This is a genomic window from Kitasatospora sp. NPDC051164 (genome assembly GCF_044455625.1).
GTDB lineage: Bacteria > Actinomycetota > Actinomycetes > Streptomycetales > Streptomycetaceae > Kitasatospora.
Map to the genome: position 1 here is coordinate 87,798 of NZ_JBITFB010000012.1, position 24,383 is coordinate 112,180.

General features: G+C 71.2%; 29 protein-coding genes. 28 read left to right on the forward strand and 1 reads right to left on the reverse strand.

What is annotated here, in order from left to right; genetic code table 11:
* Positions 1–95 precede the first annotated feature (95 nt).
* The 28 genes from ligA to ACIBEC_RS19365 all read left to right on the forward strand — a co-directional run bounded on the left by ligA (position 96) and on the right by ACIBEC_RS19365 (position 23,313).
* A complete protein-coding gene (ligA, locus tag ACIBEC_RS19230) occupies positions 96–2,165 on the forward strand; it encodes an NAD-dependent DNA ligase LigA (RefSeq protein WP_396288060.1) in 2,070 nt (689 codons plus the stop codon).
* An 84-nt stretch (positions 2,166–2,249) separates the two neighbouring features.
* Complete coding sequence (locus ACIBEC_RS19235; protein ID WP_396288061.1) at positions 2,250–2,627, forward strand: hypothetical protein; 378 nt, start codon at positions 2,250–2,252, stop codon at positions 2,625–2,627.
* A 175-nt stretch (positions 2,628–2,802) separates the two neighbouring features.
* A complete protein-coding gene (locus tag ACIBEC_RS19240; RefSeq protein WP_396288062.1) occupies positions 2,803–3,939 on the forward strand; it encodes a hypothetical protein in 1,137 nt (378 codons plus the stop codon).
* Positions 3,940–4,019: 80 nt separating this feature from the next.
* A complete protein-coding gene (locus ACIBEC_RS19245; protein ID WP_396288063.1) occupies positions 4,020–4,505 on the forward strand; it encodes a hypothetical protein in 486 nt (161 codons plus the stop codon).
* Positions 4,502–4,750 (forward strand): hypothetical protein, encoded by a 249-nt coding sequence (locus ACIBEC_RS19250; RefSeq protein ID WP_396288064.1) that lies wholly within the window; start codon positions 4,502–4,504, stop codon positions 4,748–4,750. Before ACIBEC_RS19245 ends, ACIBEC_RS19250 begins: the two co-directional genes overlap by 4 nt.
* Positions 4,747–5,256: a hypothetical protein gene (locus ACIBEC_RS19255; protein ID WP_396288065.1), complete on the forward strand. Its 510-nt coding sequence runs from the start codon at positions 4,747–4,749 to the stop codon at positions 5,254–5,256. The genes ACIBEC_RS19250 and ACIBEC_RS19255 overlap by 4 nt, the downstream gene beginning before the upstream one ends.
* 65 nt (positions 5,257–5,321) lie before the next feature.
* Positions 5,322–5,570, forward strand: coding sequence for a hypothetical protein (locus ACIBEC_RS19260; protein ID WP_396288066.1), 249 nt, complete (start codon positions 5,322–5,324; stop codon positions 5,568–5,570).
* A complete protein-coding gene (locus ACIBEC_RS19265) occupies positions 5,567–5,884 on the forward strand; it encodes a hypothetical protein (RefSeq protein WP_396288067.1) in 318 nt (105 codons plus the stop codon). Before ACIBEC_RS19260 ends, ACIBEC_RS19265 begins: the two co-directional genes overlap by 4 nt.
* A gap of 265 nt (positions 5,885–6,149) precedes the next feature.
* A complete protein-coding gene (locus tag ACIBEC_RS19270; RefSeq protein ID WP_396288068.1) occupies positions 6,150–7,031 on the forward strand; it encodes a hypothetical protein in 882 nt (293 codons plus the stop codon).
* Between the two features lie 134 nt (positions 7,032–7,165).
* A complete protein-coding gene (locus ACIBEC_RS19275; protein WP_396288069.1) occupies positions 7,166–7,888 on the forward strand; it encodes an HNH endonuclease family protein in 723 nt (240 codons plus the stop codon).
* The gene (locus tag ACIBEC_RS19280; RefSeq protein ID WP_396288070.1) at positions 7,885–8,925 is read left to right on the forward strand and encodes a hypothetical protein; all 1,041 of its coding nucleotides are present in this window, start codon (positions 7,885–7,887) and stop codon (positions 8,923–8,925) included. Before ACIBEC_RS19275 ends, ACIBEC_RS19280 begins: the two co-directional genes overlap by 4 nt.
* Complete coding sequence (locus ACIBEC_RS19285; RefSeq protein ID WP_396288071.1) at positions 8,912–9,271, forward strand: hypothetical protein; 360 nt, start codon at positions 8,912–8,914, stop codon at positions 9,269–9,271. Before ACIBEC_RS19280 ends, ACIBEC_RS19285 begins: the two co-directional genes overlap by 14 nt.
* A 511-nt stretch (positions 9,272–9,782) precedes the next feature.
* The gene (locus ACIBEC_RS19290) at positions 9,783–10,244 is read left to right on the forward strand and encodes a helix-turn-helix domain-containing protein (protein WP_396288072.1); all 462 of its coding nucleotides are present in this window, start codon (positions 9,783–9,785) and stop codon (positions 10,242–10,244) included.
* A 144-nt stretch (positions 10,245–10,388) separates the two neighbouring features.
* Positions 10,389–10,970 (forward strand): hypothetical protein, encoded by a 582-nt coding sequence (locus ACIBEC_RS19295; RefSeq protein WP_396288073.1) that lies wholly within the window; start codon positions 10,389–10,391, stop codon positions 10,968–10,970.
* The gene (locus ACIBEC_RS19300) at positions 10,964–11,947 is read left to right on the forward strand and encodes a hypothetical protein (RefSeq protein WP_396288074.1); all 984 of its coding nucleotides are present in this window, start codon (positions 10,964–10,966) and stop codon (positions 11,945–11,947) included. The genes ACIBEC_RS19295 and ACIBEC_RS19300 overlap by 7 nt, the downstream gene beginning before the upstream one ends.
* A 29-nt stretch (positions 11,948–11,976) precedes the next feature.
* Positions 11,977–12,666 (forward strand): SAF domain-containing protein, encoded by a 690-nt coding sequence (locus ACIBEC_RS19305; protein WP_396288075.1) that lies wholly within the window; start codon positions 11,977–11,979, stop codon positions 12,664–12,666.
* 1 nt (position 12,667) lies between these two features.
* Entirely contained in the window at positions 12,668–13,522 is an 855-nt protein-coding gene (locus ACIBEC_RS19310; protein ID WP_396288076.1) for a hypothetical protein, read from the forward strand.
* A complete protein-coding gene (locus ACIBEC_RS19315) occupies positions 13,509–15,053 on the forward strand; it encodes a CpaF family protein (protein WP_396288077.1) in 1,545 nt (514 codons plus the stop codon). The genes ACIBEC_RS19310 and ACIBEC_RS19315 overlap by 14 nt, the downstream gene beginning before the upstream one ends.
* A complete protein-coding gene (locus tag ACIBEC_RS19320; protein WP_396288078.1) occupies positions 15,053–15,946 on the forward strand; it encodes a type II secretion system F family protein in 894 nt (297 codons plus the stop codon). The genes ACIBEC_RS19315 and ACIBEC_RS19320 overlap by 1 nt, the downstream gene beginning before the upstream one ends.
* Entirely contained in the window at positions 15,943–16,839 is an 897-nt protein-coding gene (locus ACIBEC_RS19325) for a type II secretion system F family protein (protein ID WP_396288079.1), read from the forward strand. Before ACIBEC_RS19320 ends, ACIBEC_RS19325 begins: the two co-directional genes overlap by 4 nt.
* Before the next feature lie 26 nt (positions 16,840–16,865).
* On the forward strand, positions 16,866–17,096 hold the full coding sequence (locus tag ACIBEC_RS19330; protein WP_158834643.1) for a hypothetical protein: 231 nt from the start codon (positions 16,866–16,868) through the stop codon (positions 17,094–17,096).
* Positions 17,097–17,504 carry a TadE/TadG family type IV pilus assembly protein gene (locus ACIBEC_RS19335; protein WP_396288080.1) on the forward strand — a complete coding sequence of 136 codons (408 nt, stop codon included), beginning with the start codon at positions 17,097–17,099 and terminating at the stop codon, positions 17,502–17,504. It begins immediately after the preceding gene.
* Positions 17,501–17,950, forward strand: coding sequence for a TadE/TadG family type IV pilus assembly protein (locus ACIBEC_RS19340; protein ID WP_396288081.1), 450 nt, complete (start codon positions 17,501–17,503; stop codon positions 17,948–17,950). Before ACIBEC_RS19335 ends, ACIBEC_RS19340 begins: the two co-directional genes overlap by 4 nt.
* Positions 17,947–18,399 carry a TadE/TadG family type IV pilus assembly protein gene (locus ACIBEC_RS19345; RefSeq protein ID WP_396288082.1) on the forward strand — a complete coding sequence of 151 codons (453 nt, stop codon included), beginning with the start codon at positions 17,947–17,949 and terminating at the stop codon, positions 18,397–18,399. Before ACIBEC_RS19340 ends, ACIBEC_RS19345 begins: the two co-directional genes overlap by 4 nt.
* A gap of 8 nt (positions 18,400–18,407) precedes the next feature.
* Positions 18,408–22,067, forward strand: a complete 3,660-nt coding sequence (locus ACIBEC_RS19350) for a LysM peptidoglycan-binding domain-containing protein (RefSeq protein ID WP_396288083.1) — start codon at positions 18,408–18,410, stop codon at positions 22,065–22,067.
* 562 nt (positions 22,068–22,629) lie between these two features.
* The gene (locus tag ACIBEC_RS19355) at positions 22,630–22,791 is read left to right on the forward strand and encodes a hypothetical protein (RefSeq protein ID WP_396288084.1); all 162 of its coding nucleotides are present in this window, start codon (positions 22,630–22,632) and stop codon (positions 22,789–22,791) included.
* A 31-nt stretch (positions 22,792–22,822) separates the two neighbouring features.
* Positions 22,823–23,032: a YegP family protein gene (locus ACIBEC_RS19360; protein ID WP_396288085.1), complete on the forward strand. Its 210-nt coding sequence runs from the start codon at positions 22,823–22,825 to the stop codon at positions 23,030–23,032.
* A 92-nt stretch (positions 23,033–23,124) separates the two neighbouring features.
* Positions 23,125–23,313, forward strand: coding sequence for a hypothetical protein (locus ACIBEC_RS19365; protein WP_396288086.1), 189 nt, complete (start codon positions 23,125–23,127; stop codon positions 23,311–23,313).
* A gap of 448 nt (positions 23,314–23,761) precedes the next feature.
* Here ACIBEC_RS19365 and ACIBEC_RS19370 read toward each other — a convergent pair whose 3' ends face one another.
* The gene (locus ACIBEC_RS19370) at positions 23,762–24,370 is read right to left on the reverse strand and encodes a GNAT family N-acetyltransferase (RefSeq protein ID WP_396288087.1); all 609 of its coding nucleotides are present in this window, start codon (positions 24,368–24,370) and stop codon (positions 23,762–23,764) included.
* Between the last annotated feature and the right edge of the window lie 13 nt (positions 24,371–24,383).

The window sequence follows — 24,383 nt, forward strand, 5'->3', positions numbered from 1 at the left end:
GCCCGGCATCCACCTCGCGTCCCGCGACGGCAGCCGGGCAACACCGCTCCGACGACGGAGCGGTCGTCATCACCACCGGCAAGAAGGACAGGAACATGCCGAACTCCCCAGCTCCCATCACCGACAAGGACGTCTACCTCCGCGCCTTGGACCAGGTCCGGAGCGCCGCCGCCGCGTACCACGGCGGAGGTGACGCGCAGATGGACGACGCGGCCTACGACCGCCTCATGAAGGCCATCGCCTCCTACGAGCAGAAGTATCCGGACCAGCGCGCGGCTGACTCGCCCACCGCCTTGGTCGCCGCCGGGTCTCTGCCCGACGGCGCGGTCGCACACGCGACCCCCATGCTCTCCCTCGACAACGTCTTCGACGCCGAGGAACTGGTCCACTGGGCCGAGTCCCTGGGCAAGCGGCTGGGCAGCGAGCCGCGCGGGTTCCACGCGGGGCCGAAGATCGACGGGTTGGCGGTCGCGGCGCACTACCGCGAGGGCAAGCTCGTCCAGCTCGTCACCCGGGGCACCGGCACGACCGGGGAGGACGTCTCGCACGCCATCGGCACCATCGACGGCCTGCCGGTCGAGCTGGACATGCCGGTCTCGATCGAGGTCCGCGGTGAAGTGGTCCTGCTCCAGTCCCGCTTCGAGGAAGCGAACCGCATCCGCGTCACCCACGGCGAGGACCCCTTCTCCAACCCCCGCAACGCCGCCTCGGGCTCGCTCCGCGCGACCGGCCGGAACTACACCATCCCCCTCAGCTTCTACGGATACGGCCTGCTGCCCGCAGCCGACGGCGAGGCGGGCGGGCTGATTCGCGAGGAGATGACCCACACCGAGCTGATGAAGGCCCTGGGCAGCCTCGGGGTCCAGGCCGTGGACGACACCCCGGTCGGCACGCTGACCTCACCGCTCATCAAGGACATCCAGGCGTATGTCGAGAAGGTCGCCGCGCAGCGAGCAGACCTCCCGGTCGGGATCGACGGCATCGTCATCAAGGCCGACCACCCGCAGGACCAGGCCGTCGCAGGCTCCGGCTCGCGCGCGCCCCGGTGGGCGGTCGCATTCAAGCTGCCCGCGTTGGAGGTGATTTCGACGCTTACCGCGGCCACCTGGACCACCGGGCGCACGGGCAACATCGCTCCGCGTGGCGAGGTCCTGCCGGTCGAGATCGAGGGCGTGACGGTGCAGTTCGCGACGCTCCACAACCCCGGCATGATCGCGCGGTTGGGGCTGCGCATCGGCGACCGCGTCGTACTCCGCAGGGCCGGCGACGTGATCCCGCAGATCCTCGCTCCCGTCACCTCGGCGCGCACCGGCCAGGAGAAGCCGATCGAGCTGCCCACGGTCTGCCCGGGCTGCGGAGGCGAGATTGACAAGAGCCAGGAGCGTTGGAGGTGCCTGAAGGGCCGTGCGTGCAACCTCGCGGCGTCCATCACCTACGCCGTGCAGCGCGATGTCCTGGACATCCAGGGGATCGGGCCGAAGGTCGTCGCGCAGCTGGTCGCGCGGGAGGCGGTGCAGGATGTCGCCGACCTGTTCACCCTCACGCTGGGGCAGCTCACCACGGCGACCGGCAGCGAGAAGACAGCCGCCAAGATCCTGGACCGTCTCGCCGCAGCGAAGCAGCGGCCCCTCGCCCGGCTGTTCTGCGCCCTGGGGGTCCGGGGGACCGGGCGCAGCATGTCCCGACGGGTCGCCGACTTCTTCGGCAGCATGGCCGCCATCCAGGCCGCGTCGGCCGCCGAGCTGCGCCAGGTCGAGGGGATCGGCTCGGAGAAGGCGGCCTGGATGTTGGCCGAGCTGGCGGAGCTGGAGCCGGTGATCGCCAAGTTGGCGGCGGCGGGCGTCAACCTCGGCGGACCGCAGGACAGCGCCCCGGCGGCCGACATCTCCGGCTCCGGCCAGGACTCGGGAGCGGCGCTGCCGCTGGCCGGGAAGACGGTCGTGGTGACGGGTTCGATGGGTGGCCGCCTCGGACTGCTGTCGCGCAACGACATGAACGAGCTGATCGAGAAGGCGGGGGGCCGGTCCGGGTCCAGCGTCTCGAAGAGCACCAGCCTGGTCGTCGCCGGGGATAAGGCCGGCTCGAAGAAGGCGAAGGCGGAGCAGCTGGGCATCCCCGTCATCGGTCCGGACGAGTTCGCGCAGATGGTCAGCGCCTATCTGTGACCGTGAAGTTGGGGGCCGGTGTGGCCCGGCCCCCAACTTGGCCACTCGGCGTCAGCCCGGCCCCTTTCCCGCAACGGAGGACGAGTGAAGAAGGCCTCGATCGGTACCGCCCGACACCTGCACCCTGTGGGGACCCCCGGGGAGCTGTGCCGCTGGCACAACCGCGCGGCGCTCGCCACGACGGTGGCCGCCATTGCCCGCCGCCGGGGCCTGGATGCGAGCGCTGACGACGGGGAGCTTGAGGCGTGCGCGGCGGAGGCCAAGGCCGCGCCGCTGAAGGCGCCCGTGTCGGCAGACACCCTGGCGGCGATCCGCTCGGCCCTCGGGCCTGCCCTGGGCCCCGGCAGTGCGTCGGCGGCCGTGGCGGAGGCGGTGTTCGGTGCACTGCCGGACCGGCCCATCCGCTTGGCCACGGAGGACGGGCAGGAGTTCTTCCTGGTGCCCATCCCCGCCACTCCATAATTGCTTAAGTCTATGTGTTGGGTTATGGTTGGGACATCTTCGGTGTGAAAGGGTCCCCGCCCCGGCGCAGCCCACCGGCCCGCCGCGCACCGGTTCCTTCCCCCGGTGGACCGCCGTCCAGCAGTCCACCCGGACGCCCCGGCCCGTAGGGCCCGTAGCCACAGGGATGGCCACGATGAACCGCCGACACTCCCGCGCGCTCAGGAGCCGCGACATCAGCGAGGTCTTCGTCGAAGAGCTGACCGAGCGTGAGAGCGCTCTGCGAGGCCACCACCTGTGGCTGGCCCCCAAGCTCGACCAGCTCTCCACCGGACGGCCGGTCACCCTGGGGCACACCGCACCGCCCGGCCTGACGCTCGCCAAGCAGGCCGACCTGATCGACCTAGCCAGCCACGTGGGGATCTTCCGCATGTGGGCCCGGCGAGGCAGGGTCACCTACGACCTCAACGAGCACCTAGCCGCGGAGTTGTACCGCTCGACCTCCGACACGCTGCCCGGCAACATCTTCAGCCAGCTCCCGCACATCAACCCGCTCGTCGTCCTCCCGGAGCCCTGGCCGGTCCGCTACAAGGAGTCGGATGGCCTGGTGCGCGGCTTCTACCTCTTCGGCTTCAACCAGACCCCCGAGCAGCAGACCTACACCGACGAGGACATCGAAGGACTCGGCCTGCTCTTCGTGATCGACCTCCTCTACGAGGAGACGGGGGAGGTGCGCGGCCAGACGCACATACGGATGAACATCCCCACCGGGATGGAGAAGTTCACCGTGGCCCAGGCCGTGAACTTCGCTGCCGCGAGGGCCGAGGCTCACTGGAGCCGGGCGCGGGACAAGGCCGCCGTGTACACCCTGTTCGAGGAGCTGCTGCGTCCCGCACTGAGCATTCTGATCTACCTCTGCTGCGACAACCGGGACTTGGCCGAGCCGCCCGTCGTCAAGCCGTCGAAGAAGAAGCGCCGGGCGGTCCACAAGAGCCGCGATCCGTTCTTCGTCGAGATCGGATGGCGCGTCGGCCCGGCCTTGCACGCGGCCCGCCGGGCGGCGGGCCGCGTGCTGGACGGCGACGGCATCCCCTCCGGCGTCCAGCAGGCACCCCACCAGCGGTGCGGCCACTTCCGCCGGTTCCGGATCGGCAAGGGACGCCAGGGCGAGACGACCCGCTGGGTGATGCCCTACTGGGTCCGCCTGGACCTGCTCGCCGAGGACGGCGACCCGATCACCACCGTGGTCGCCGTGGACGAGCAGCGCCACGACCCGCTCCGCACGCGGGGGCTGAAGAAGCGCCAGCGCCCGGATGCCGCCCTCGCGGCCTGAATCACCCCCGGGGCGGTGCCAGCACCGGCACCGCCCCGCCACCTGACCCCTCACCCGCTCACTCGATACGGAGAAGCGCCATGTCCGACCGCTCACCGCTGCAGCTGTACGTCTACGCCGTCCACGAGGACGAGGAGCTCGCCGTGCTCCGGGCCATCTCCGACGAGGACCTGAACCTCGACTGGGGGAACACCGAGGAGCCAGAACCTGCCCGGCTGGTGCTCGGCGCGTGTTACGGCATCCATAAAACCCCGCTCGGGAGCTCGGACGACCTCGCGACAGCCCTCCAGGAGCAGGCCCCCACTGTCGTCTTCAAGCTCTGGCAGGACCCCCACTGGTCCGGCGCGGACGGCCACCTCGTCGCCCACGTGCCCGGAGTCGGCACCTACGAGACCGGCTGCACTGCGGAGGGAGTGCCCCACGCCGGCGTCGCGGGCCTCGCCAAGCAGCTGTCCGCCGTTCCCGCAGGAACCTCGGTCCAGGACTGGCTGGCCGGCGCCGGAGACCAGGTCCTCGGCGTCACCGTGCTCGCCGCGCTGGAGCCGTACGAGAAGAGCCGCCGATGAGCCCCAAACCCCGCACTCGACCGGCGGCAACCGCCCCGGCCGAGCAGCTGACGTCCCCGGCGATCGCCTGGGACAACTACCCGTTGCTCGACTCCGGCGACCCCGCCAAGCACGACCTCGAACTGGTCCACACCGAATGCGGACAACACCTGTGCGACGCGGAGTCCGGCGACGTGCTGCCCACGCTGATCGGCATGGTCACCGACCACGACTCGGTGTGCGCCGGACGGCGGGCCGAGCGATGAGCAGCCCGGCCCCCGTCCTTCTCCAGCCCTGGCAGGCTTGCGAGTTCGAGTCGTTTCTGCGCACCTGCCTCGGCGAGAGCCCGAGGAGTCAGGGGGCAGGTCGCCACCTTCGCCGAGACCGGCTGCACCCACAGCCGGTACGGACTGCGGCTGACCCTCCCCACCGGCGCCGAGGTCTACCTCCAGATCGTGGCCGCCCGCCCTCCGGACGGGCGCGCCGAGCCACAGGGGCCCCACCGCCGCGGCTGCGCGCCGCCGCGCTTCCGGCCGTCGGCAAGACGCCGCTCACCGCCGTCGAGCGGTACCTGGTCGGCGTACTGACCGCGCGGCAGGACCCCTTCATCCGCCCGGTCGAGCCGCTCAGCGCGGCGAACGGTGCGATCCCCTTCGGCCTGAACATCACCTTCCACTGCGGCGCGGCTGTCTGCTGCTACGTCGCCTACCTCGTTCCCGCCGGCTACAGCCGGCCGCTCGGCGGCCCGTACCCCGCGCTGCGCGAGGTCTGAACCGGCACGCCGCAACGGCCGGACCGCCACTCCCCCTCATCCTTCCAAGGAACACCCCACCCCACATGAACACCATCGACCGCGAACTCGTGCGCGAACGGGCCCGGCAGCTCACGGCCCGCGTGGCGGACCACCGCCTGGCCCTCACCGACGGCGACCAGGCCACTATCGAAAGCACCCGCGCCGACGGGCAGCGCGCCGCACATGCCCTGTTCGACGCGCAACTTGAGGCCGGGCTCATAACCGCCGAGCAGCACCGCCGACGCACCGCCGCGCTGACCAGCGAGTACCCCGGAACGGAGGCGCAGGCGTGACCCTCCAGCCGTTCCCCCTGGCTCTCGCCGCTACCGAGGCCTTCACCGACCACGCAGGCCGCCTGCCGGCCAGCGACGACAAGACCGAGGCCATCGAGGCGTGGGCGAACCGCGCGTCCGAGCTCTCCCGGGCCGCCGCCGACGCGGCGGCCCAGTACGCCGACGAGTCGTACCGCCTGGGCCAGATCACCGCCGACCTCCTGGCTGACTGTCTGATCGAGGCGGAAGCCTTCCACTCCGGGAACCAGCGGATCGTCCGCGAGGTACTGGCCGGCGTCGCCCGAGCCCGCGAGGACGCGGACAGTTCGCCGTGAACGAGCCCGACCAGCCGAGGAAGTACACGAAGCACTGAATGCACGTCCTCGGCCCGCACGGTCCCGTTCGGACGCCGTGCACCGATGCTGAGGTTGGACCGCCGGCTGTTTTGGCATGATCCCCGTTCAGGAGCGCGATCCCGCGCCGTGACCGAGGGGAAGAATCATGCGCAGCACACGGGGATGGGCCGCCGTCGTCGTAACGGCCGTCGCGACGCTATCGGCGGGGTGCGCCGGTTCCACATCGGGGCCCGCTTCCGGTCCGGTGTCCGCTCCGGCCACCGCCGTCGCTACGCCGGCCGGACTCCCCGCCGGGATCACCGAGCTGGGACGTGCCGTCCCCGTCGCGGCGCAGGGATGGACCTTGGAGGTGGACACCTTCAAGGAGGCCGGCAGCACGTCCGGCGAGGTGCCGGCCGGCTGGACCGTCCTTCGCACCGCGGCCAAGTTCACCAACACCAGCGGCCAGATCACCCTGCTGCCGGACACGGCGCTGACCGTGCGCTACGGATCGCTGGGGCGCCAGGCCGTCCCGGTCAAGGACCAGACCCTCGTGGGGCTCCCCGCGCACGACGCTGGGGTGAAGGTCGCGCCGGGCGCTTCCTACACCGCCGAGATAGGGGTGGCCGTGCCACCGCAGGGCCTGGGCCAGCGGGTTACCGTCACCGCCGAGGCCACCCAGGAGGGGATGGCGGAGGCGGACGACCTCTTCTTCGAGGGCGCCCTGCCCGGAAGCGCCGCCTCGGCGTCCGGCTCTCCCGAGCCCACCGGCACGGCACCGGCGTCGCCCGGCCCCCTCCTGCCTTTCGGCGCCTGGTCGCCGGCGGGCCTGCGGCTCTCCCCGATCACGCTCGGGCCGGACACCGGCGGCAAGCGGACGGCGACGGCCGACCTCACCGTCACCAACGACGACCCCCGGCCGCGGCCGGGCCTGGGAGTCACCCTGCGGGTGATGACCGGCGCCGGCCTGACCGACGCCGCGACCGTCACCCCGAGCCTCAACTACCCCGACGCCCCGATCGCGCCCTCGCGCTCGGCCACCGTCACCGTGCGATTCACCCTCCCCTCCTCCGCCGTCCCCGGACCGGTCACGGTCGAGGCCACCGACCGCGGCGACCGGACCACCTTCAGCGGCACCCTCGGCTGACGCCGAGGGGCGGCGCCGGAGCGGGGCGCGCCGAACTTCTCGAGACCGGTGGGGCGGGTGCTGGTCACACGGATACGCCGCGCGGCACCTCTATGGGATGACGCGCACCTCCGACCAGTCAGGAGCACCACTCCATGCCCCACCCTCTTCGCGCCGCGGCCATCGGCGCCGCCCTCGCTGCGGCAGCCACGCTCGCCGCCTGCGCCCCCGTCGAGATCGTGAAGTCGGCGCCCGAGGCCGCGGCCGGGCCCATGATGTCGGCCACGGCCACTCTCCAGGAGCTCGACCGGCTCCCCGTCAAGGGAAGAGCTCCCCAGACCGGGTACAGCCGCGACCAGTTCGGCCCGGCCTGGAGTGATGACAGCACCGCGCCGGGAAGCCACAACGGCTGCTCGACCCGGGACGACATCCTCGCCCGCGATCTGACCGACGTAGTACGGCAGGGCTCGTGCACCGTCGTCTCCGGGACGCTCCACGACCCGTACACCGCGCGCACGATTCTCTTCACCCGAGGCGTCAAGACGTCGTTGGCAGTCCAGATCGACCACGTCGTGCCCTTGAGCCTCAGCTGGCAGACCGGCGCGCAGCAGCTGAGTGCCGCCGAGCGGCTCAGCCTCGCCAACGACCCGCTCAACCTGGTGGCGGTCGACGGCCCGACGAACGAGGCGAAGGGCGACGGGGACGCCGCCACCTGGCTGCCGCCGAACAAGCTGATCCGCTGCGGCTACGCGCAGCGCCAGATCGCGGTGAAGGCGAAGTACAGGCTCTGGCTGACCCCGCCGGAGAAGGACGCGCTGCGCCGCGTCCTGGACAGCTGCCCCGGGCCGGCTCTGCCGGGTGAGGGAGCGTCCAAGTGATAGGCGAGTTCCAGGACGGGCTCCGGCCGCTCCCCTACGACGGTGACGTGGACCGCTGGCACCGCGAAACGGTCCACGCCCTGCAGTACCACCTCGCCGCGTCGGGAGAGAGCCGCGTCGGCGCCGCGGCCTTCGAATCTGCCGTCGGTGCGGTGCGGCCGGTGGAGCGAACGGAGTGGGGCTGGGTCCGGTGGGGGTACCCGCTGGAGTCGGAGGTGCGGTTCGAGAACGCCTTCCCCGCGGAGGTCGGAGTGGTCGCCCCGACCACGGGTCCACGATGGAAACCGCTGCTCGTCCGCGCGGTGTGGGGGCGCCGGCCGGCGCCGTTCCTGCGCAGGATCGGCGGCGCCGAGCTGCCGGTCGCGGTGAGCGTGGGGCGCTTGGCCGTGGTCGTCGCCGCGGTCCTGCTGCTGTCCCCGGTGCTGAGCGACCACCTTTCCGCGGGCGCGGCCCTGATCGTGGCCGCGGCAGCAGGCGTCGCGCTGGCCTGGGGCGGGCCGGGCCTCGCCACGATCGTCACCCGCCGGCATGTGCGGGTCGTGGATGCGACCGCCCCTCGGGCGGAGTACATCCACCGGCTCCTGGCCCTGCATCAGGAGGTGACCGCGGCGGCAACGGCGTCGGCAGTGCCCGAGCTCCGGCGCGCAGCCGAGGCCGGACATCGGTTCCTATGGGACGCCGCCGGCCTGGTGCTGGCCGCGGGCGATGACGGCGCGGGCCTTGACGTCGTTGAGGAGTACGAGGCCGCCTACCGGCGGCTGGGCGTGGCGGCTGCTGCGGCTCTGGGCGAGCAGGACCGTCTGGAGCACCGGCTGGCGGACCTGGACGAAGCCGGGCGCGAAAGCGAGGCACCGGGTGCCTACCTCGGCAGTCGGCGGTCCCGGCTCATCGAGGACGCCGCTCCGGCGGAACTCCTCGACGAACTCGCCGCCGGGCTGGACGAGCTGGCCGCCGGCCTGCGGGATGCCCAACAGGCCGTCGCGCGCACAGCCGATGTGACGCCTCGAACCGGGGAGCAGCGCCATGGCGGCCGGTAAGCGGTGGGCCTCGGCGGCGACCGCGCGCGAGGGAGCGCGCGATCCTCTGACGGCCGAGCGAGCGCGTCTGGCCGCGGCGTCGTTCGCCCGTGGCGTGGTGTGGGCCGTTCTGACGGTGAGCCTGCTGGGAACGGTGGTGACGGCTCCCTACCTTCCGAGCCCCTGGGGCAGGCCGGTGTTGCTGCTCGCCCTCCTGGGTGGCCTGGTATCCGGACTGGTCACGCTCTACCGCCTGTTCATCGCCTTCATGGCGTTGCTCGCGCTCGGCCGCGCCGCCGTCCCGGGCCGGCTGAGCGCGCGCTCGAAGACTGCTGCGGAGCCTGCGAGTCCGGAAGAAGAGTCGTGATCTCCGCCACAGGCGGCGCGGGGCGCCTCGGCGGCACTCGGTGCCTTGCCCGGGAACCGGGCGGGACCTTCGGCATGGCCGAAAGTACGGGGCCGACCGGTGCGACTGCGCAGGGCGACGGGCGCTCCACCGACCGCTGCCGGGCAGATGGCCAGGTCAGCGCCACACCAGAACAGATCGGACATAAGCCGCAAACCGCAAGATCATCGCCAGAATAGATCTTGACGGCCGGAAATGGCCGTGCAAGATTCGTATAAGTTACCGGTCAGATTCAGTCACTGGGCGAGCACTATCCGCACACATGCGTGCGGACACGGGGAGGGGGGTCGTGTGCATTTCAATAGAATGCTGACTCCCTATCAGATTCGGGGCGCAAGCCAATCCGAAGAGGTGCGGACGCACTTGGCGGCCGGGCAGCAGGCACCCGCCACGTCGCCGACCGCTTCAGGCACGGGCGAGACCAGCCCGTCTGGCGAGGAGCGCCTCGAGATCCCCGTCGAGACGGAGCAAGGTGGCGAACCGCGGAGTAGCAGCCTTCAGCGCCGCCGCCCTGCGCCGACTGCGCACCACGGCCTCCCTGTCGCAGGACGACCTGGCGGCCAGGGCCCGCACGCGCGGGGCGCGGGTGGCCGGCACCCACATCTGCCTGTACGAACAGGGCCGACGAAAGCCCCAGTTGCCGACGGCACAGGCCCTCGCCGACAGTCTGAGAGTGCCACTGGACGCGCTCTTGTCGACCAGCCGGCCGGACGACGTGCAGAGGCTTCGGCTGTTGGCCGGCTGGAGCCAACGGGCTCTGGCTCACCAACTCGGCATCGCCCAGGCCCGGTGGTCGCGGATCGAGCGGGGCCTCGCGTCGCTCGACGAGTCCAAGTTCCGGCTGGCCGCCGAACTGCTGAAGGTCACTGTCGAGCAGTTGTTGCGCTCGCTGGACGCCGCCACCGGCAGCCGGCTGCCGCGTGGTCGTCGCTAAAAGCATGTGACGACTCCGCGACGGGCGGCTTAGGCTCCTTATCCATTTGATCAACCGTTTGCGTTTTGGACGCGGAATTCCGCGGTCCGTCTATTTCCCATGCCTTTCAGCTTTCTGACCACCACTCATCAGGGGGATATGCCAGTGGCACCTTCATTCAGTGTTGAGATACGCCGGGCCGGCGTCTCCGCGGTGGTGGCCGCGGCCGCCCTGGCACTGCTGGCCGGCTGTGGGTCGGGCGGCGGCGGCGCCAAGGCGAGCGCATCGCCCTCCCCTTCGGCGACGTCGGCCTCCCCTTCGCCCGATCCCAGCGCGACCGCGACCGAGCAGGTCCTGGCTGCGTACCGGGGGATGTGGGCCGAGCAGGCCAAGATCTACGCCTCGGGGAGCTTCTCCGGCTCGAAGCTGGAGGAGTACGCGGCTGACAAGGCGCTCTCCAAGGTCAAGGTGGCCGCGCTGTACTACCAGGACAACGGCCTGGTGGTGAAGGGCGCTCCGGTGCTGTCCCCCAAGGTCACCGACCTGTCGCTGGACACCAACCCGAAGAGCGCGACCGTCGTGGACTGCGTCGACAGCTCGAACTTCGTCCCGGAGAACGCCAAGACGGGCAAGAAGTCGGAGCTCGACGGGAGCAACCGGCGGCACGTGCAGACCTCGAAGGCGTACTACGGCACCGGCAAGTGGCTGATCGTGGACTCCACCATCGACAAGGACAGCACGTGCTGAGCCGCAGACGGGCATGGTCGCTGATCGGTGCTCTCATCGCGCTGCTGGTCGCGCTCTCCGTGCCCGTCGGCACGGCCAGCGCCGACGGCGGTGTCAAGTGCCCCGAGCTCGTCCCCGACTGCGACATCCACGTCGGCGGCGGAGGCGGTAACGGCGGTGGCGGAACCGGCGGCGGAGGCGGAACCGGCGGCGGTGGTGGTGGTGGCGGCGGATCCGCTACATGCGTCATCCACTGGAAGAACCCCAACGGCCAGGAAATCGGCGAGGTGCCCTGCTACGAGGAGGGCGTCGGCTGGTTCAACTACACGGACCAGTGCTACTGGGACCTCCTCAACCCCCAGCCCGCCCCGGACGCTCCTGACTGGCAGTGGGGCAGCGGAGCGCCCTCGGATCCCGTTGCCCGGGGCAAGGGGAAGGCGTACAACGTCATCTGCCCAGGCATCGGCCGCGAGCTGGCCGGCGGCACCAGCTGGAGCCTGAACCCGCCTCCGGGCTTCGGCGGCGGCCCCTCCCCGGAGGAGCTCGCCCAGGAGGCCATCAAGAAGATGCGGCTGCTCGGAGCACAGATCGGCACGGCGCCCGGCACCGGCACGACCGGCATCGTCGGCATGCCTGTGTGGATCTGGAACGTGAAGACCGACCGCACCTGGGGCCCTGTCTCCGCGAGCGCCTCGGCAGCCGGCCTCACGGTCACCGCCACGGCGAACGTCCAGAAGATCGTCTACACAATGGGCGACGGCGGCGGCGTGACCTGTACCAGCGCAGGCACTCCCTACAAGGAGTCCTACGGCGGCAACGCCTCTCCCGACTGCGGCTACCGGTACACCAAGACCTCCACCGCCTTCTCCGTCAGCGCCGTCACCACCTGGACCGTGCACTGGGAGGGCGGGGGCCAGCAGGGCGACATCACCACCACCCGCGCCTCCGGAGGCGTGAACCTGGCCATCGGCGAAGCCCAGGTCGTCGCCAAGCCGTGAACTGCTTGCACACGTAAGGAAATCTCCAGATGAGCACCACCACGGGGCCCGCCCCCGAAACCACCGACCAGCAGACGCCCGCTCCCAATTCGATCGTCCGCCAGCCCGTCGTCCGCCGACGTCGCCCCGGCTTCATCGCCATGGCCGTCGCGCTGATAGCGGTCGGCGTCGGCGCCAACGCATGGCTGTACATGTCCACCGGCAACCGCGAGCCCGTCGTCGCCGTCGCGCACGACGTACCGATGGGCGCCCAGCTCACCGCCGACGACCTCGTGGAAGCCCGGATCGCCACCGACCCGGTCCTCGCTCCGGTGCCGGCCAGCCAGCTGAAGAAGATGATCGGCAAGCGCACCACCGTCGGCCTGACCAAGGGCAGCCTGCTGACCACCCTGTCGGTCACCGACCAGCCCCTGATCAAGCAGGGCCAGTCGCTGGTGGGTGTCTCGCTCTCCCCCGCGCAGATCCCCGCCAGCCAGCTGAGCCCCGGCCAGAAGGTCAACGTCATTCACACGCCGAAGAACAACGGCGCCGCTGCCGATAGCGCCGCCGGCGGCAGCAAGACCACCACGGTGCAGGCCGTCGTCATTGAGGTGGGCAAGGCCGACAACAGCGGCGACCGCGTCGTGGACCTCGCCGCCAACACCCTTGACGGCGCGACCCTGGCCCAGTGGTCCGCGAACGGCGAGGCATCCCTCGTCGTCGTGCCGTCGGGGAGCTGACATGGCCGTCATCGCCTTCGCCGGCGCCAGCGGCGGCCCCGGAGTGACCGCGACCGCCCTCGCGGCGCTGCTCACCTGGCCGCTCCCGCAGGGACGCCGCGCCATCCTGGCCGAGTGTGACCCGGACGGCGGCTCGATCGCCGCGGGCTATCTCGAGTCGCGGGTCCTGGGCGACTACGGCCTGCACAACCTGGAGGTCGCCCACCGCCGCCGCCAGCTCGACCAGGACTTCTGGTACCAACTGATCGACCTGTCCGACAAGGACACCCAGGACCGTCTGCTGCTGCCCGGCCTGACCAACCCCGCCCAGGCCGCCGGCCTCAGCCAGGTCTGGCAGCGCCTCGGCCTGCTCTTCGAGCAGTTGCAGGGCCAGGACCCCGGTTACGACGTCCTGGTGGACCTCGGCCGCTCGGGGGCCACCGGCACGGCCAGCGCCCTGGCCCGGTCCGCGGACCTCGTCGCCGTCGTCGTGCGCCGCACCCTGCGCTCGGCCAGCGCCGCCAAGCCGCGGGTCGAGGCGCTGCGCGCCGCGCTCGAGGTCCGCGGCCACGACAGCGGCCGCCTCGGCCTGGTGGTGATCGACGACGGCGACTTCCGTCCGCGGGACATCGCCGAGCAGCTGCAGCTGCCCATCTTCGCCACGCTCCCCCACGACCCGAGGGCCGCACAGGTCCTCTCCCACGGCGGCGACGGCGGCCGGTACTTCGGACGATCCGCGCTCCTGCGCGAGGCCCGCGCCATGTCCGAACAACTGCGCGGCCTCGCCGTCCAGGAGCAGCAGAGGCTCCTCGCACCCGTGGTGCGCTCGCAGACCGTCCTCGACCGAATGAAGGGAGCTGTCAATGCAGCGCGGTAAGCCCCTGTACGCACCGGGCCAGGCCTCGTACCTGCCCGAGCAGGTCCCCGTCGCGGGATTCCCCATCGCGCCCGGCCCGGTGGCCCCGGCCCTGGTGGCGGCGAAGTCGCCGGCCGGGGACGGCCGTGTGGTCGCCCGCAAGTCGCTGTGGGACTGGGAGACCGTCAGCAGCCTGCGCGAGGAGCTCAGCCGCCAGATGGCGCCCGAGTTCCAGGCGTACCGGGAGAGCAACAAGCGGGACATGCCCGCCGACGACTCCGAGCAGCGCGGCTGGGAGCTCATCAACGAGCTCGTCGCCCGCTGGGCGGCGGACTTCGCCGCGGCCCGGCAGGTCTCGCCGGCCGAGTCGGACGAGACCAGCCTCGCGCAGGCGGTGTTCGACGCCCAGTTCGCCCACGGCCGCCTCCAGCCCTACCTGGACGATCCGACGGTGGAGAACATCCTGATCAACGGGTGCGACGACGTGTGGATCGACTACACCGACCGCCCCCGGCAGCTGGTCGACCCCATCGCGGAGAGCGACGAGGAGCTGGTGGAGTTCCTCCAGATGCTCGCCCGCCGTCACGGCGCCGGTGAGCGGAGCCTGTCCAAGGCGTCGCCGACCCTGGCCCTGCGGCTGTCCGACACCTCGCGTCTGCAGGCGATGACCGAGTCCACCCCGCGGCCGTACGTGACCATCCGAAAGCAGCGGATCCGCTCCGTGACGCTGGAGGACCTGGTCAAGTACGGCACCATCGACGCCGGGATGATGCACTTCCTCAAGGCCGCCATGGCCGCGGAGAAGAACATCATGATCAGCGGCACCCAGGGCGTCGGCAAGACCACGATGATCATCGCGCTGGCCCGCGAGATCGACCCCCAGGAGCGGGTGGGCACGCTCGAGACGGAGTACGAGCTCTTCCTCCACGAGGTCGGGCACCTCAAGCAGGTCGTCCCGATGGAGGCCCGCGAAGGCAACGGCGAGCGGGTCGACGGCCGCGAGGTCGGCGAGATCGAGATCGCGGACCTGATCGCCCCCTCCCTGCGCATGATGCTCCGCCGCATGATCGTCGGAGAGGTCCGCTCCCGCGAGATCGTCCCCATGCTCCAGGCGATGTCCGCGGGCGAGGGCGGATCGCTCTGCACCATCCACAGCCGCAAGGCCGAGGGCGTCTTCGCGCGCATCGCCCAGCTGTGCATCCAGCACGGCGACGGGATGACGCAGGAGCTGGCCTACCTGATCGCCGGCGCGGCGCTGGACTTCGTCGTCCACGTCAAGATGATCGACGAGACCCGCCTCGGCGGTAAGAAGGTCCGCTTCGTCGAGCAGATCCTGGAGGTCACCGGCGAGGCCAGCGAGACCGGTCTTCCCGCCACCAACAAGATCTTCGCGCCGCGCCCCGGGTCCAGTGACCCGCGCGCCGTGCCGACCGGCGTCAACCCGGCCTGCCTGGACGACCTGGTGCGCGCCGGCTTCAACCCGGAGTGGCTGCGCAACGAGAACGGCAGCTGGGGCGGCCCGCTGGAGCTGAAGCGGACGGCGGTGGCCTGATGGGTCTGTTGATCGCCGGCTTCGCCGCGCTGTTCGTCATGGGCGGCCTCGCCCTGTTCATCGTGGGCGTGCGCGGCACCGAGGTGGCCGACCGCCCGGTCAAGGTCAAGCGCACCCTCCCGCCGAAGACCAAGAGGCTGCGGCAGCTGCAGATCAGCGGCGCCGCGATCGCCGCCATGCTGACCTGGCTGGTCTCCGGGTGGCTCCCCTCCGCCCTGCTGGTCGCCGGCGCGGTCTTCTTCCTGCCGTGGCTCATCAACCCGAACAAGGCCGCCAACGAGCAGATCGAGCGGCTGGACGCGCTCGCGCAGTGGACGAAGCGTCTCTCCGACCTGGTCCGCACCGGTACCGGTATCGAGGAGGCGATCGCGGTGTCGGTCCGCACCGCTCCGCGGCAGATCGAGCGTGAGGTCGCCGATCTCGCGGTGCGCCTGCAGTCGCGGGTCTCCGCAGAGGATGCGCTGACCGCGTTCGCGCGGGCGATCGGCGACCCGCGGGCGGACCTGGTCTCCGCTGCGCTGCTGCTGCGGATGAAGGACCGGGGGCCCGGCCTGGCTGACGTCCTGTCCGACCTGGCGGCCCGCACCTCCAACGTGGTCAGGCGCCGTCGTGACGTCGAGGCGGACCGGGCCAAGCACCGCACCACCACGCGGTGGATCTGCGCTATCACCCTGGTGGTGATCGTCGGGTTCTCGTTCAACAAGGCCTACATCGAGCCGTACGGCACCCCGCTGGGGATGCTCGTGCTGGTCATCCTGATGGCCGCGGTCGTCTCCCTGTTCTGGTGGATGAGCCGCCTCGGCATGGACAAGCCCCTGCCCGGCTTCATGGAGTACGACGAGCGTGCCGCCGGCTCGGACACCGACCCGGTGCTCGCGGAGGTAGCGCGATGAACGAACTCACCGTCGCCCTGCTGGCCGGAGCCGGCATCGGACTGGGCCTGTTCTTCCTCGTCCGCGAGCTGCTCCCCTCCGGGCCGGCGCTCGGCCCGGCGCTGGAGCGGCTGCACGGCAAGGCCCAGGCCCCGGTCCGCCGCCGCGACGACCAGCGCCCGCTGATCGAGCGTGTCGGTGACCGGGTCGCCGAGCGGGTCAGGGACTGGCCCGGTGTCAGCGTGCCGGTCAAGAACCTCAACCTGGTCGGCGACACCGTCGGCGAGTTCTTCGGCAGCAAGGCCCTGCACTTCGTCGTCGGGCTGCTCCTGCCGTCCTTCTTCTCGCTGGTCGTCACCCTCGCGGGCATCGACCTGCCCTTCTTCCTCACCGGCCTGGCCGGCGTGGCTGTCGGGGTGGGCCTGTGGTTCCTCCCCGACGCGCAACTGGCCAAGCGGGCCGCCCAGGCCCGCGCGGAAGCAGCGCAGGCGGTCATGGCCTACATGGAGCTCGCCGCGATGGAACGGATCTCCAGCTCCGGTGCCCAGGACACCCTGGAGCGGCCGGCTGAGGTCGGCAACGGCTGGGCCTTCCGCCGCATCCAGGCCGCCCTGGTCCGCGCCCGCCTCGACCGGGCACCCGCCTGGGACGCGCTGCGCTCCATCGCCGACGAACTCGACGTACCCGCGGCCGGCGACATCGCCGACATCGTGGCCAGCGCCGGGACCGACGGCGCCGCGATCTACAGCACCCTGCGCAGCCGGGCCGAGAGCCTGGCCGACGAGCAGGCCGCCGCCGAGCAGGCCCGGGCGAACGCCGCCTCGGAGAGCCTGATCGTGCCGGTGACCCTGCTGTCCATGGTCCTGCTGGTCTTCTTCGGCTTCCCTTCCGTAGTCCGCATTTTCCTCGTCTGAACCGCACTCACAAGGAGCACATCACCATGAACACCTCTCCCGCTCTGCGCATGGCGGTCACCGCGTACACCGCGCTCGCGCACCTCCTGTCGGCCGCCGAGCAGAAGTTCACCGACGCCCGCGAGGAGGGCGACCGCGGCGACAACAACATCTCCACGATCATGTGGATCGTCGGCATCGTGGCGTTCGCGGCGATAGCCATCGCCGCGTTCAAGGTCCTCGGCCAGTCCAAGCTCGACGACATGAAGGGCCTGTAAATGGCGCTTCGGGCACTCGCCCGTCGTATCCGGCAGCGGTGGCGGGAGGACGACGGCGACGCGAGCTTGCAGATGCTGATCTGTTTTCCCGCCGCCCTGCTGCTGTTCTTCTTGGTGATCGAGACCTGCAACATCTACCTCGCCAAGCAGGCCGCCACCACCGCGGCCCGCGAGGCCGTCTCCGGTGCTCGCGCCTACGGCAACAGCACCGGGGACGGTGTCGCACGGGCCAACTCCGTCTTCCAGCGTGTCCACGGCACCCTGGTCAGCCCCCGGGTGAGCGCTTCCGGCTCCAACGCGAACCGCGTCGTGTTCACCGTCACGGCCAAGGCACCGTCCATGCTCGGGCTCAGCATCACCATCACCGAGCGCGCCACCGGCCCGGTAGAGAGGTGGACCACCCCGTGACCAGCAGCACACGGTTCCTGCGCCGCCTGCGCCGTTGCAACGACGACCGCGGCAGCATCGCCGTCGAGTTCCTGATGTGGGTCCCCGCCGTGATCGTGTTCCTCGCGATCGCGTTCGTGGCGGGGCGCATCGTCATGGCCGGCAGCGCCGTCGACTCGTCGGCCGCAGCCGCCGCGCGCGAGGCCTCGATCGCCCGCAGCCCCGGTGAGGCGCAGGCCAACGCCCGGGCCGCCGCCGAGGTCGCGCTCTCGGACCAGAAGCTCAAGTGCTCCAGCACCAGCGTCAACGTGGACACTTCCGGCTTCGGCGCCCCGCTGGGGACCTATGGCGCGGTCACCGTACGCGTCAGCTGCACCGTGCAGCTGGACGACCTCGGCTTCTCCATCGGGTCCAAGACCGTCCAGTCCAGCTTCACCTCCGTGATCGACAGGTACAGGCAGCGATGAGCACCACCACCCCCGCCTCCCGCCTCGGCTGGCTCCGCGACGACCGCGGCTCGCTGTCGATATGGTGGCTCCTGATGATCATTCCGATGTTCGTCATGCTCGGCCTCTGCTTCGACCTCGGCGGCAAGCTGCGCGACGTCGAACGGGCGGACGCGATCGCCGCCGAGGCCGCCCGCGCCGGCGGCCAGGCGATCGACCCGGCGAAGGCGATCGCCGGCACGGCCGTCGTCCTGGACCCCGGTCCAGCGCAGCAGGCGGCCTACCAGTACCTCAACTCCGCCGGCGTCCGCGGCACGGTTACGGTCAGCGGCGACGGCAAGAGCATCAACGTCCACGTCACCATTCAGCACAAGACGATTTTCTTGCAGGTTATCGGCCAGTCCTCGCTTTCCGTCGAGGGTCACGCCAGCGCTGAGCTCCTGCACGGCATCGGCGCTCCGGAGGGATGATCCGCGCCATGACACCGACTCGCCCCCACACCGCCCGACATCGCGTCCGGGCGGTCGATGTCGTCCGCGGCCTGGTCAGCCTGGTGGTCCTGATCGCCCTCCTCGCGGGACTGCCCGTGCTGCTGTGGGCCCTCACCAGCGTGCTGCTGCCCGAAGGTGTGTCACTCGACGAGATCACCTCGCTGCTGACCAGCCACCAGCTCGGCGCTCCATTCTTCGCCGTCGTCATGGCGATCGGCTGGATCGGCTGGGCCACCTTCGCCCTGTCCACCCTGCTGGAGATCCCCGCCCAGTTGCGCGGGCGCCCCACCCTGCGCCTGCCGGCCCTCGGCTTCCAGCAGCGCATGGCCGGCGCCCTGGTCAGCAGCGTCCTGGTGCTCCTGCCCGTCGGGACCGCCATGGCGGCGCCCGCCTCGGCCGCCCCCGTCGTCACGCACTCCCCCACCGCCATCACCGCCCCGGCAACCGTGCAGGCGACCACGACCGCCGACACCCCGGCCGCCGCAGCGCGCACCGCCGACCAGCACCCGGGGACCTACACCGTCGAAACCCGCGACAGCCTGTCGAAGATCGCCCTCAAGCAGCTCGGGGACGCCTCCCGGTGGCGGGAGATCGCCGCGGCCAACGACGGCAAGACCATGGTCGACGGGACCACGTTCTCCACTCGCAGCGCCCTCCAGCCGGGCTGGAAGCTGGTGATGCCCAAGGACTGGAACGCCACCGACCGCGAGCACCGGGTCCAGCCCGGCGAGACGCTGTCCTCGATCGCGGAGAAGGAACTCGGCAGCGCCGCCGACTACCCCAAGCTCGCCGAGCTGAACGAGGGAGTGCAGCAGCCGGACGGCCGGATCCTGACCGACCCGGACAAGATCTATCCCGGCTGGGAACTGCAGCTGCCGCACACCGCCGCCCCCTCCGGCAACGCCCCGGCGGCGCAGACCCCGGGCGCGGGAGGGGGCGGTCAGTCCGCCCACGGCACCGACGGTGGCCAGGGCACCGGACCGACCGCCGAGACTCCCGCGCCCCCCACCGGCGACGGCGCGGGCCAGAGCAGCACTCCGACGGCGGAGCCCACCAAGGAAGCCCCGAAGCCCCCGGCAACCCCGGACACCGGCGCGGACCACAGCCAGCCGGCGGCCACCCCGAGCACCGCGCCCGCGAACCCGCAGGCCGAGCAGCCCCAGACGCCCGCCGCAGCGCCGGCCGACGATGCCGACGACTCCTCCGTCGCGTCGGTGGCCTTGGCCGCCACCAGCCTGTTCGCCGCCGCCGTCCTGGCCGTCCTCGGCGGCCGACGCGCGCTCCAGCAGCGCCGCCGCCGCCCACGGCGCCGCATCCCGATGCCGCAGCAGGCCACCGCCACGGCCGACCTGGAGAAGCAGTTGCGGGTCGCCTCCGACCCTGAGGGCCTCGACCTGGTCGACTTCGCCCTGCGCACCCTGGCGGCCAACTGCGCCAAGGCCGGCCAGCCGCTCCCGCCGCTGGAGGCCGTCCGCGTCACCGCCAAGGGCCTGGAGCTGTACCTGTCGGCGCCGACCCCGCAGATCGCGCCGTTCACCGAGATGGAGGAAGGCCCGGACCGCTGGTGGTGCCCGGCCCGGGGCGCCCAGCTCCTGGACGAGGACCAGGCCCGCGACACCATGCCCCCCTACCCGGCACTCGTCAGCCTCGGGGAGACCGAGGAGGGCGAACCGGTCCTCGTCAACCTCGAGTCCGTCGGCGCGCTGCGCCTTTCCGGCACCGGCACCGACATCCGCGCCGTCATGCTGGGCATGGCCGTCGAGCTGGCCTCCTCCGGCCTGTCCGACGACACCACGCTGCTCCTGGCCGGCCTCGGCGAGGAACTCGCCGGCGTCTTTCCCGTCCGTGTCGAGTACCAGGAAGATCTGACGCAGGTCCTGCCGGAGCTGCGCGCGCACGACGCCATGCAGCGCCGTGCTCTGGAGGCAGGCGACTTCGACGATCTCGGCCAGGCCCGCCTGTCCGAGGACGGCGGCGACACCTGGATCCCCAAGGTGCTGATCGCCCCCACCGCGCCCAGCGGCGACGAGGCGGAGGCCCTTGCCGATCTGCTGTCCTCCCGCCCCCGTACCGCGACCGCGATCGTCACCGAGGCCGGGGACGAACTCGAGGTCCCCGGCGCGTGGACTCTTCCGGCAGCGCCCGGCAGCCCGGTGCAGCTGCCCGGCCTGGACCTGACCGTCACGCTGCAGAGGTTGGAAGAGGAGGCGTACCTGCCGCTGGTCCAGCTGCTGGCCACGGCTGCCCGCACCGACGACGTCCCCGCCCCCGCCTGGACCCACGCGCCCGATGGCACCGCCGTGGTAAACGGCCCGAGTCCGGTCCCGCAGCGGGGCGACTCCGCCCTCGCGCAGGACACGACGGAGGACGGCGCCGACGACGAGGTCTCCGAGCTGGAGGACGCCGACGAGCCGCAGTCCGCCGCGACGCCGGCCGCTCCGATCGTGCAGGTGGCGGTCAGCTCTCTCAACTTCGCCTCCGCCACCGCGGTGCCCGACCTCGGGCTCAGCGCCCTGGCGCCCTCGGTCACCGGCGCGGCCGGCGGCGACCTCGTGGAGGAACCCGAAGCCGAAACCGCGCAGGAGGTGGAAGCGTTGCCCCAGGAGCTTTTCGACGAGACGCTCCAGGAAGTCCTCGACGAACGCGACGCTGAGGCACCCGGGGAGGACGAGGCCGCGGCTGAGCCGCAGAAGCTCGAGGACCTGGATGAGCTCGCCGTCGAACAGCCGCAGGAGGATTCCGCCCTCTCCCCGGCCGCCCTCGGCCGTCCGGAGGCCCGCCAGGCCGATCCCGTAGCTGCGACTCCCGCACGACCGGCCGCCCGGGTCACCGCCGTCACCTCCGGAGTACTCGCCGCCCTGAACACGCCGGCGGACCCGCCGTCCGCCCCGCAGATCCGCGTCCTTGGACCCGTCGACGTGATCAGCACCCTCGGCAAGGTCGAGTCCAACCGCCGCAACGGGCTCACCGAGATCGCGGCCTGGCTCGCCCTGCACCCGGGCAAGTCCCGCCACGAGCTCGACGAAGCGGTCTGGCCCGGCCAGCGGGTACGCGCCGACACCCGCAACACGGCGATCTCCAAGCTGCGGGCCTGGCTGGGCCGCGACCCTCTCCTGCCCGCCGACGACCCGTCCGGCGCCTACCTGCCGACAATCACCGGCGGCGTCTACAGCTTCAACAGCCAGGTCAGCAGCGACTGGCAGGAGTTCCAGGCGTACTACCGGGAAGGGATGCACTACTCGGGTACGGAGGCCGACACGGCGCTGGCCAACGCGCTGGCGCTCGTCCGCGGCCGGCCGTTCAGCGACATCGACCAGTCCAAGTACGCCTGGGCCGAGTACGACATCCAGGAGATGATCTCGGCCGTCGTCGACGTCGCTCACGAGCTCGCCACCCGGCGCAGGGCGGTGCGCGACTACCGTGCCGCGCTCGCGGCGGCTTCCCGCGGCCTGGTGTGCGACTCAATGAGCGAGCTCCTCTATAGGGACCTGTTCACCGTCTACAGCGAGATCGGTGACCGCCAAGGGATGGAGCGGACGGCTCATCAGTTGACGCGCATCGAGATCGAGAGCGGGTCCGATTCCGCACCCGAGACGGTGGCCCTGATCAACGCGCTGATGGACGCGAACCGCATCGCGTCCGCCTGACCGGGCACGCGAAGGGGGCCTGTCCGTACCCGACTTCCGGTACGGACAGGCCCCCGACGTTTCGCGTCCTTGCCTGTTTCGTTCACGCGTCGGTCGCGACGCTGAGCGCGGCCCCGAGGGCCTGTTCGAGGAGAGGGCGGCAGTCCCCCTGACAGGTTCCAAGCGTTACCGGTCGCTCGGACGGCGTGGTCAGGTCCCAGCCCTGGGGCTGGAGGCGAAGCACCAGGCAGGGCTGAGGAAAGTCTCCGAAGCGCATCGGCCCGGTCCGGGGCGGCATGACGAGCACGCGCAGACCGGCCAACGGTACGTCCTGCGATCGGGCGGTGTGTACCGCCTTGCCAATGCGGTCGAGCTCCCGGGCCACCGCTGCCGCCCCTTCCAGGCTTGACGTGGGCTCAACCCACCACTGGATGCTGATCGGGTCCTTGCTGGGCCTGCGATCCGGCCATGACAGTGCGGGATGCACGCTCCGCATCCACGCACGCATCGCGGTCCAGGCGTGGTGCTGGTCGTCTCCACGGCGCCGCTCCATCCACCAGCGGAGAAGGCCCTCCGTTCCCCCGTGAGCCAGAGCAGCGGCACCGTGGGCGGCTACGACCCGCTCTTCCAGGTCCCGGACCTCGCGCTCCAGGGTCGTCACCCGGGTACGCGCGGTCTCGAGCTCGGCTCGCGCAGCATCGAGCCGCTCGCCAAGGCGCACCGGGTCTTCCGTCAGGTCCGCTGAACCAGCCATCTTCTATTGCCTCTTCTCTGAGTTGGGGTGCCTGCGCCCTCCTGGTGCAGAGCGCCGCACCCCGGTCGGCATCCGTCGGGACGCCCGGGGTGAGTGGCGCTTCCGCCTCAAGGCCGGTAACGGCGAGATCGTGGCCACCGGCGAGTCGTACCCGACGAAGCAGGGTGTGGAGCAGGGGATCGAAGCGGTCAAGCGCGCGGCCGCCGAGGGGGACGTCCGCGAAGCCGCCTGACTGGCGCATCTCGGCCACCTCCGGGACGGGACACCGATCCCGGATCCCCCACACTGGAACTTCCCACGCCACCGAGAGGAGAGTCCAAAGCCATGAGCCAAGGAGCGAGCGACATCAAGGGGAACATTTTCGGTGCAGGTGACAAGGTCTACTACGCCGACAACAGTGAGTTGAAGCTCGGCGAGGTAGTGGGTGTCTCCGTTGACGGCGAAATCACGATCTCCTCGGAGTATGCCAACGGCCTCGTCAAACGCGACGAGAAGCAAGTCCACGTCGCCTAGACCCACCGCCGAGGCGGACGTCCGCTGACTGGCGGAGATCGGCCGGCCGGACACCTCCGGCCGGCCGTCGCAGTCTCCCGTCGGGTTTCGGGCGGCCATCAGGTGGCAGGCCGGTGCATTGGATGAGTACAACCCGCAGCTCCAATTGCCCTGCGCGGTGGCGGAATCGGGGCACGGGGCAGTCCGCGGCGGGTGGTTGCTCGGTCGTGGTCAGCGGTCCCGGCTTTCCGCGTCCCGGATTCGGCGGGCGGTTTCGCAGAAGGGGGCGAGCAGGGTACTTCCCGTACCCGGTAGCGGCTCCAGGCGACGTGGTGGTCGCACAGGAGGCGTTTCGTCTCGCCGTGGATGCAGCGTTCGGCGATGTGCAGGTGGGGCGGCAATGGGGACTCCTGCCGGTGGGGCCGGGCCCGGCGGGTGAAGAATCCGGGCCCGGTGGGCGGTCGTCTCGTCAGTACTGGAGGCGTGTTCCGTCGAACACGGCGTCGGCCGGGAGGGATGCGCCGGGCACCAGGCTGGTGATGACCCGGTGGGGAGCGCCGGGGACGTCGGCGAGCCGGACCGCTGGGTGCAGTGGCTTGGCCGACATGCGGGTGTCGTCGGTGGTCATGCCGATGAGGCGCTGCTGCGGGAGGTGGACCAGGAGGGCGTCCCCGATGGTGTAGCCGTGGTGGCGGTAGAAGTCGTCCAGGGCGGGCTCGTGGTTGACCGTCATCAGGCCGTACCGGGCTCGCGTGAACCGCTGCTCGGCGGCGCTGATCAGGGCGGCGGCCACGCCCCGGTGGCGGTAGTCGGGGTGGACGGCCATGCCGTTGATCATGCCCATGCGGTGGACCAGCCGCTCCCGCAGCGAGAGGCGGTCGATGCCGGGGTGGGTGAACAGCCAGCGCGGCGGGCCGCCGAGCAGTGCGCCGATGAGGGTGCCGGTCTCGTTGTCCTCGGCGACCAGGGCCAGGCTCCGGTCGTGGGAGAGGGGCGGCACGGACGGTGAGGTCAGGACGTCCCGCGCGAGGGCGAAGGGGTCGGGGTCGAGAGGGTCGGCGAGTGCGATCACCGGCATGAAGGTGTCGGTG

What these genes read in the sequence shown, in the direction of transcription:
- ACIBEC_RS19285 (WP_396288071.1), top strand. Translation starts at nt 8,912, where the DNA reads ATGGCGGCCGGTAAGCGGTGGGCCTCGGCGGCGACCGCGCGCGAGGGA.
- ACIBEC_RS19320 (WP_396288078.1), top strand. Translation starts at nt 15,053, where the DNA reads ATGGGTCTGTTGATCGCCGGCTTCGCCGCGCTGTTCGTCATGGGCGGC.
- ACIBEC_RS19275 (WP_396288069.1), top strand. Translation starts at nt 7,166, where the DNA reads ATGCCCCACCCTCTTCGCGCCGCGGCCATCGGCGCCGCCCTCGCTGCG.
- ACIBEC_RS19345 (WP_396288082.1), top strand. Translation starts at nt 17,947, where the DNA reads ATGAGCACCACCACCCCCGCCTCCCGCCTCGGCTGGCTCCGCGACGAC.
- ACIBEC_RS19335 (WP_396288080.1), top strand. Translation starts at nt 17,097, where the DNA reads ATGGCGCTTCGGGCACTCGCCCGTCGTATCCGGCAGCGGTGGCGGGAG.
- ACIBEC_RS19330 (WP_158834643.1), top strand. Translation starts at nt 16,866, where the DNA reads ATGAACACCTCTCCCGCTCTGCGCATGGCGGTCACCGCGTACACCGCG.
- ACIBEC_RS19325 (WP_396288079.1), top strand. Translation starts at nt 15,943, where the DNA reads ATGAACGAACTCACCGTCGCCCTGCTGGCCGGAGCCGGCATCGGACTG.
- ACIBEC_RS19370 (WP_396288087.1), bottom strand. Translation starts at nt 24,370, where the DNA reads ATGCCGGTGATCGCACTCGCCGACCCTCTCGACCCCGACCCCTTCGCC.
- ACIBEC_RS19240 (WP_396288062.1), top strand. Translation starts at nt 2,803, where the DNA reads ATGAACCGCCGACACTCCCGCGCGCTCAGGAGCCGCGACATCAGCGAG.
- ACIBEC_RS19245 (WP_396288063.1), top strand. Translation starts at nt 4,020, where the DNA reads ATGTCCGACCGCTCACCGCTGCAGCTGTACGTCTACGCCGTCCACGAG.
- ACIBEC_RS19365 (WP_396288086.1), top strand. Translation starts at nt 23,125, where the DNA reads ATGAGCCAAGGAGCGAGCGACATCAAGGGGAACATTTTCGGTGCAGGT.
- ACIBEC_RS19255 (WP_396288065.1), top strand. Translation starts at nt 4,747, where the DNA reads ATGAGCAGCCCGGCCCCCGTCCTTCTCCAGCCCTGGCAGGCTTGCGAG.
- ACIBEC_RS19310 (WP_396288076.1), top strand. Translation starts at nt 12,668, where the DNA reads ATGGCCGTCATCGCCTTCGCCGGCGCCAGCGGCGGCCCCGGAGTGACC.
- ACIBEC_RS19250 (WP_396288064.1), top strand. Translation starts at nt 4,502, where the DNA reads ATGAGCCCCAAACCCCGCACTCGACCGGCGGCAACCGCCCCGGCCGAG.
- ACIBEC_RS19305 (WP_396288075.1), top strand. Translation starts at nt 11,977, where the DNA reads ATGAGCACCACCACGGGGCCCGCCCCCGAAACCACCGACCAGCAGACG.
- ACIBEC_RS19350 (WP_396288083.1), top strand. Translation starts at nt 18,408, where the DNA reads ATGACACCGACTCGCCCCCACACCGCCCGACATCGCGTCCGGGCGGTC.
- ACIBEC_RS19260 (WP_396288066.1), top strand. Translation starts at nt 5,322, where the DNA reads ATGAACACCATCGACCGCGAACTCGTGCGCGAACGGGCCCGGCAGCTC.
- ACIBEC_RS19315 (WP_396288077.1), top strand. Translation starts at nt 13,509, where the DNA reads ATGCAGCGCGGTAAGCCCCTGTACGCACCGGGCCAGGCCTCGTACCTG.
- ligA (WP_396288060.1), top strand. Translation starts at nt 96, where the DNA reads ATGCCGAACTCCCCAGCTCCCATCACCGACAAGGACGTCTACCTCCGC.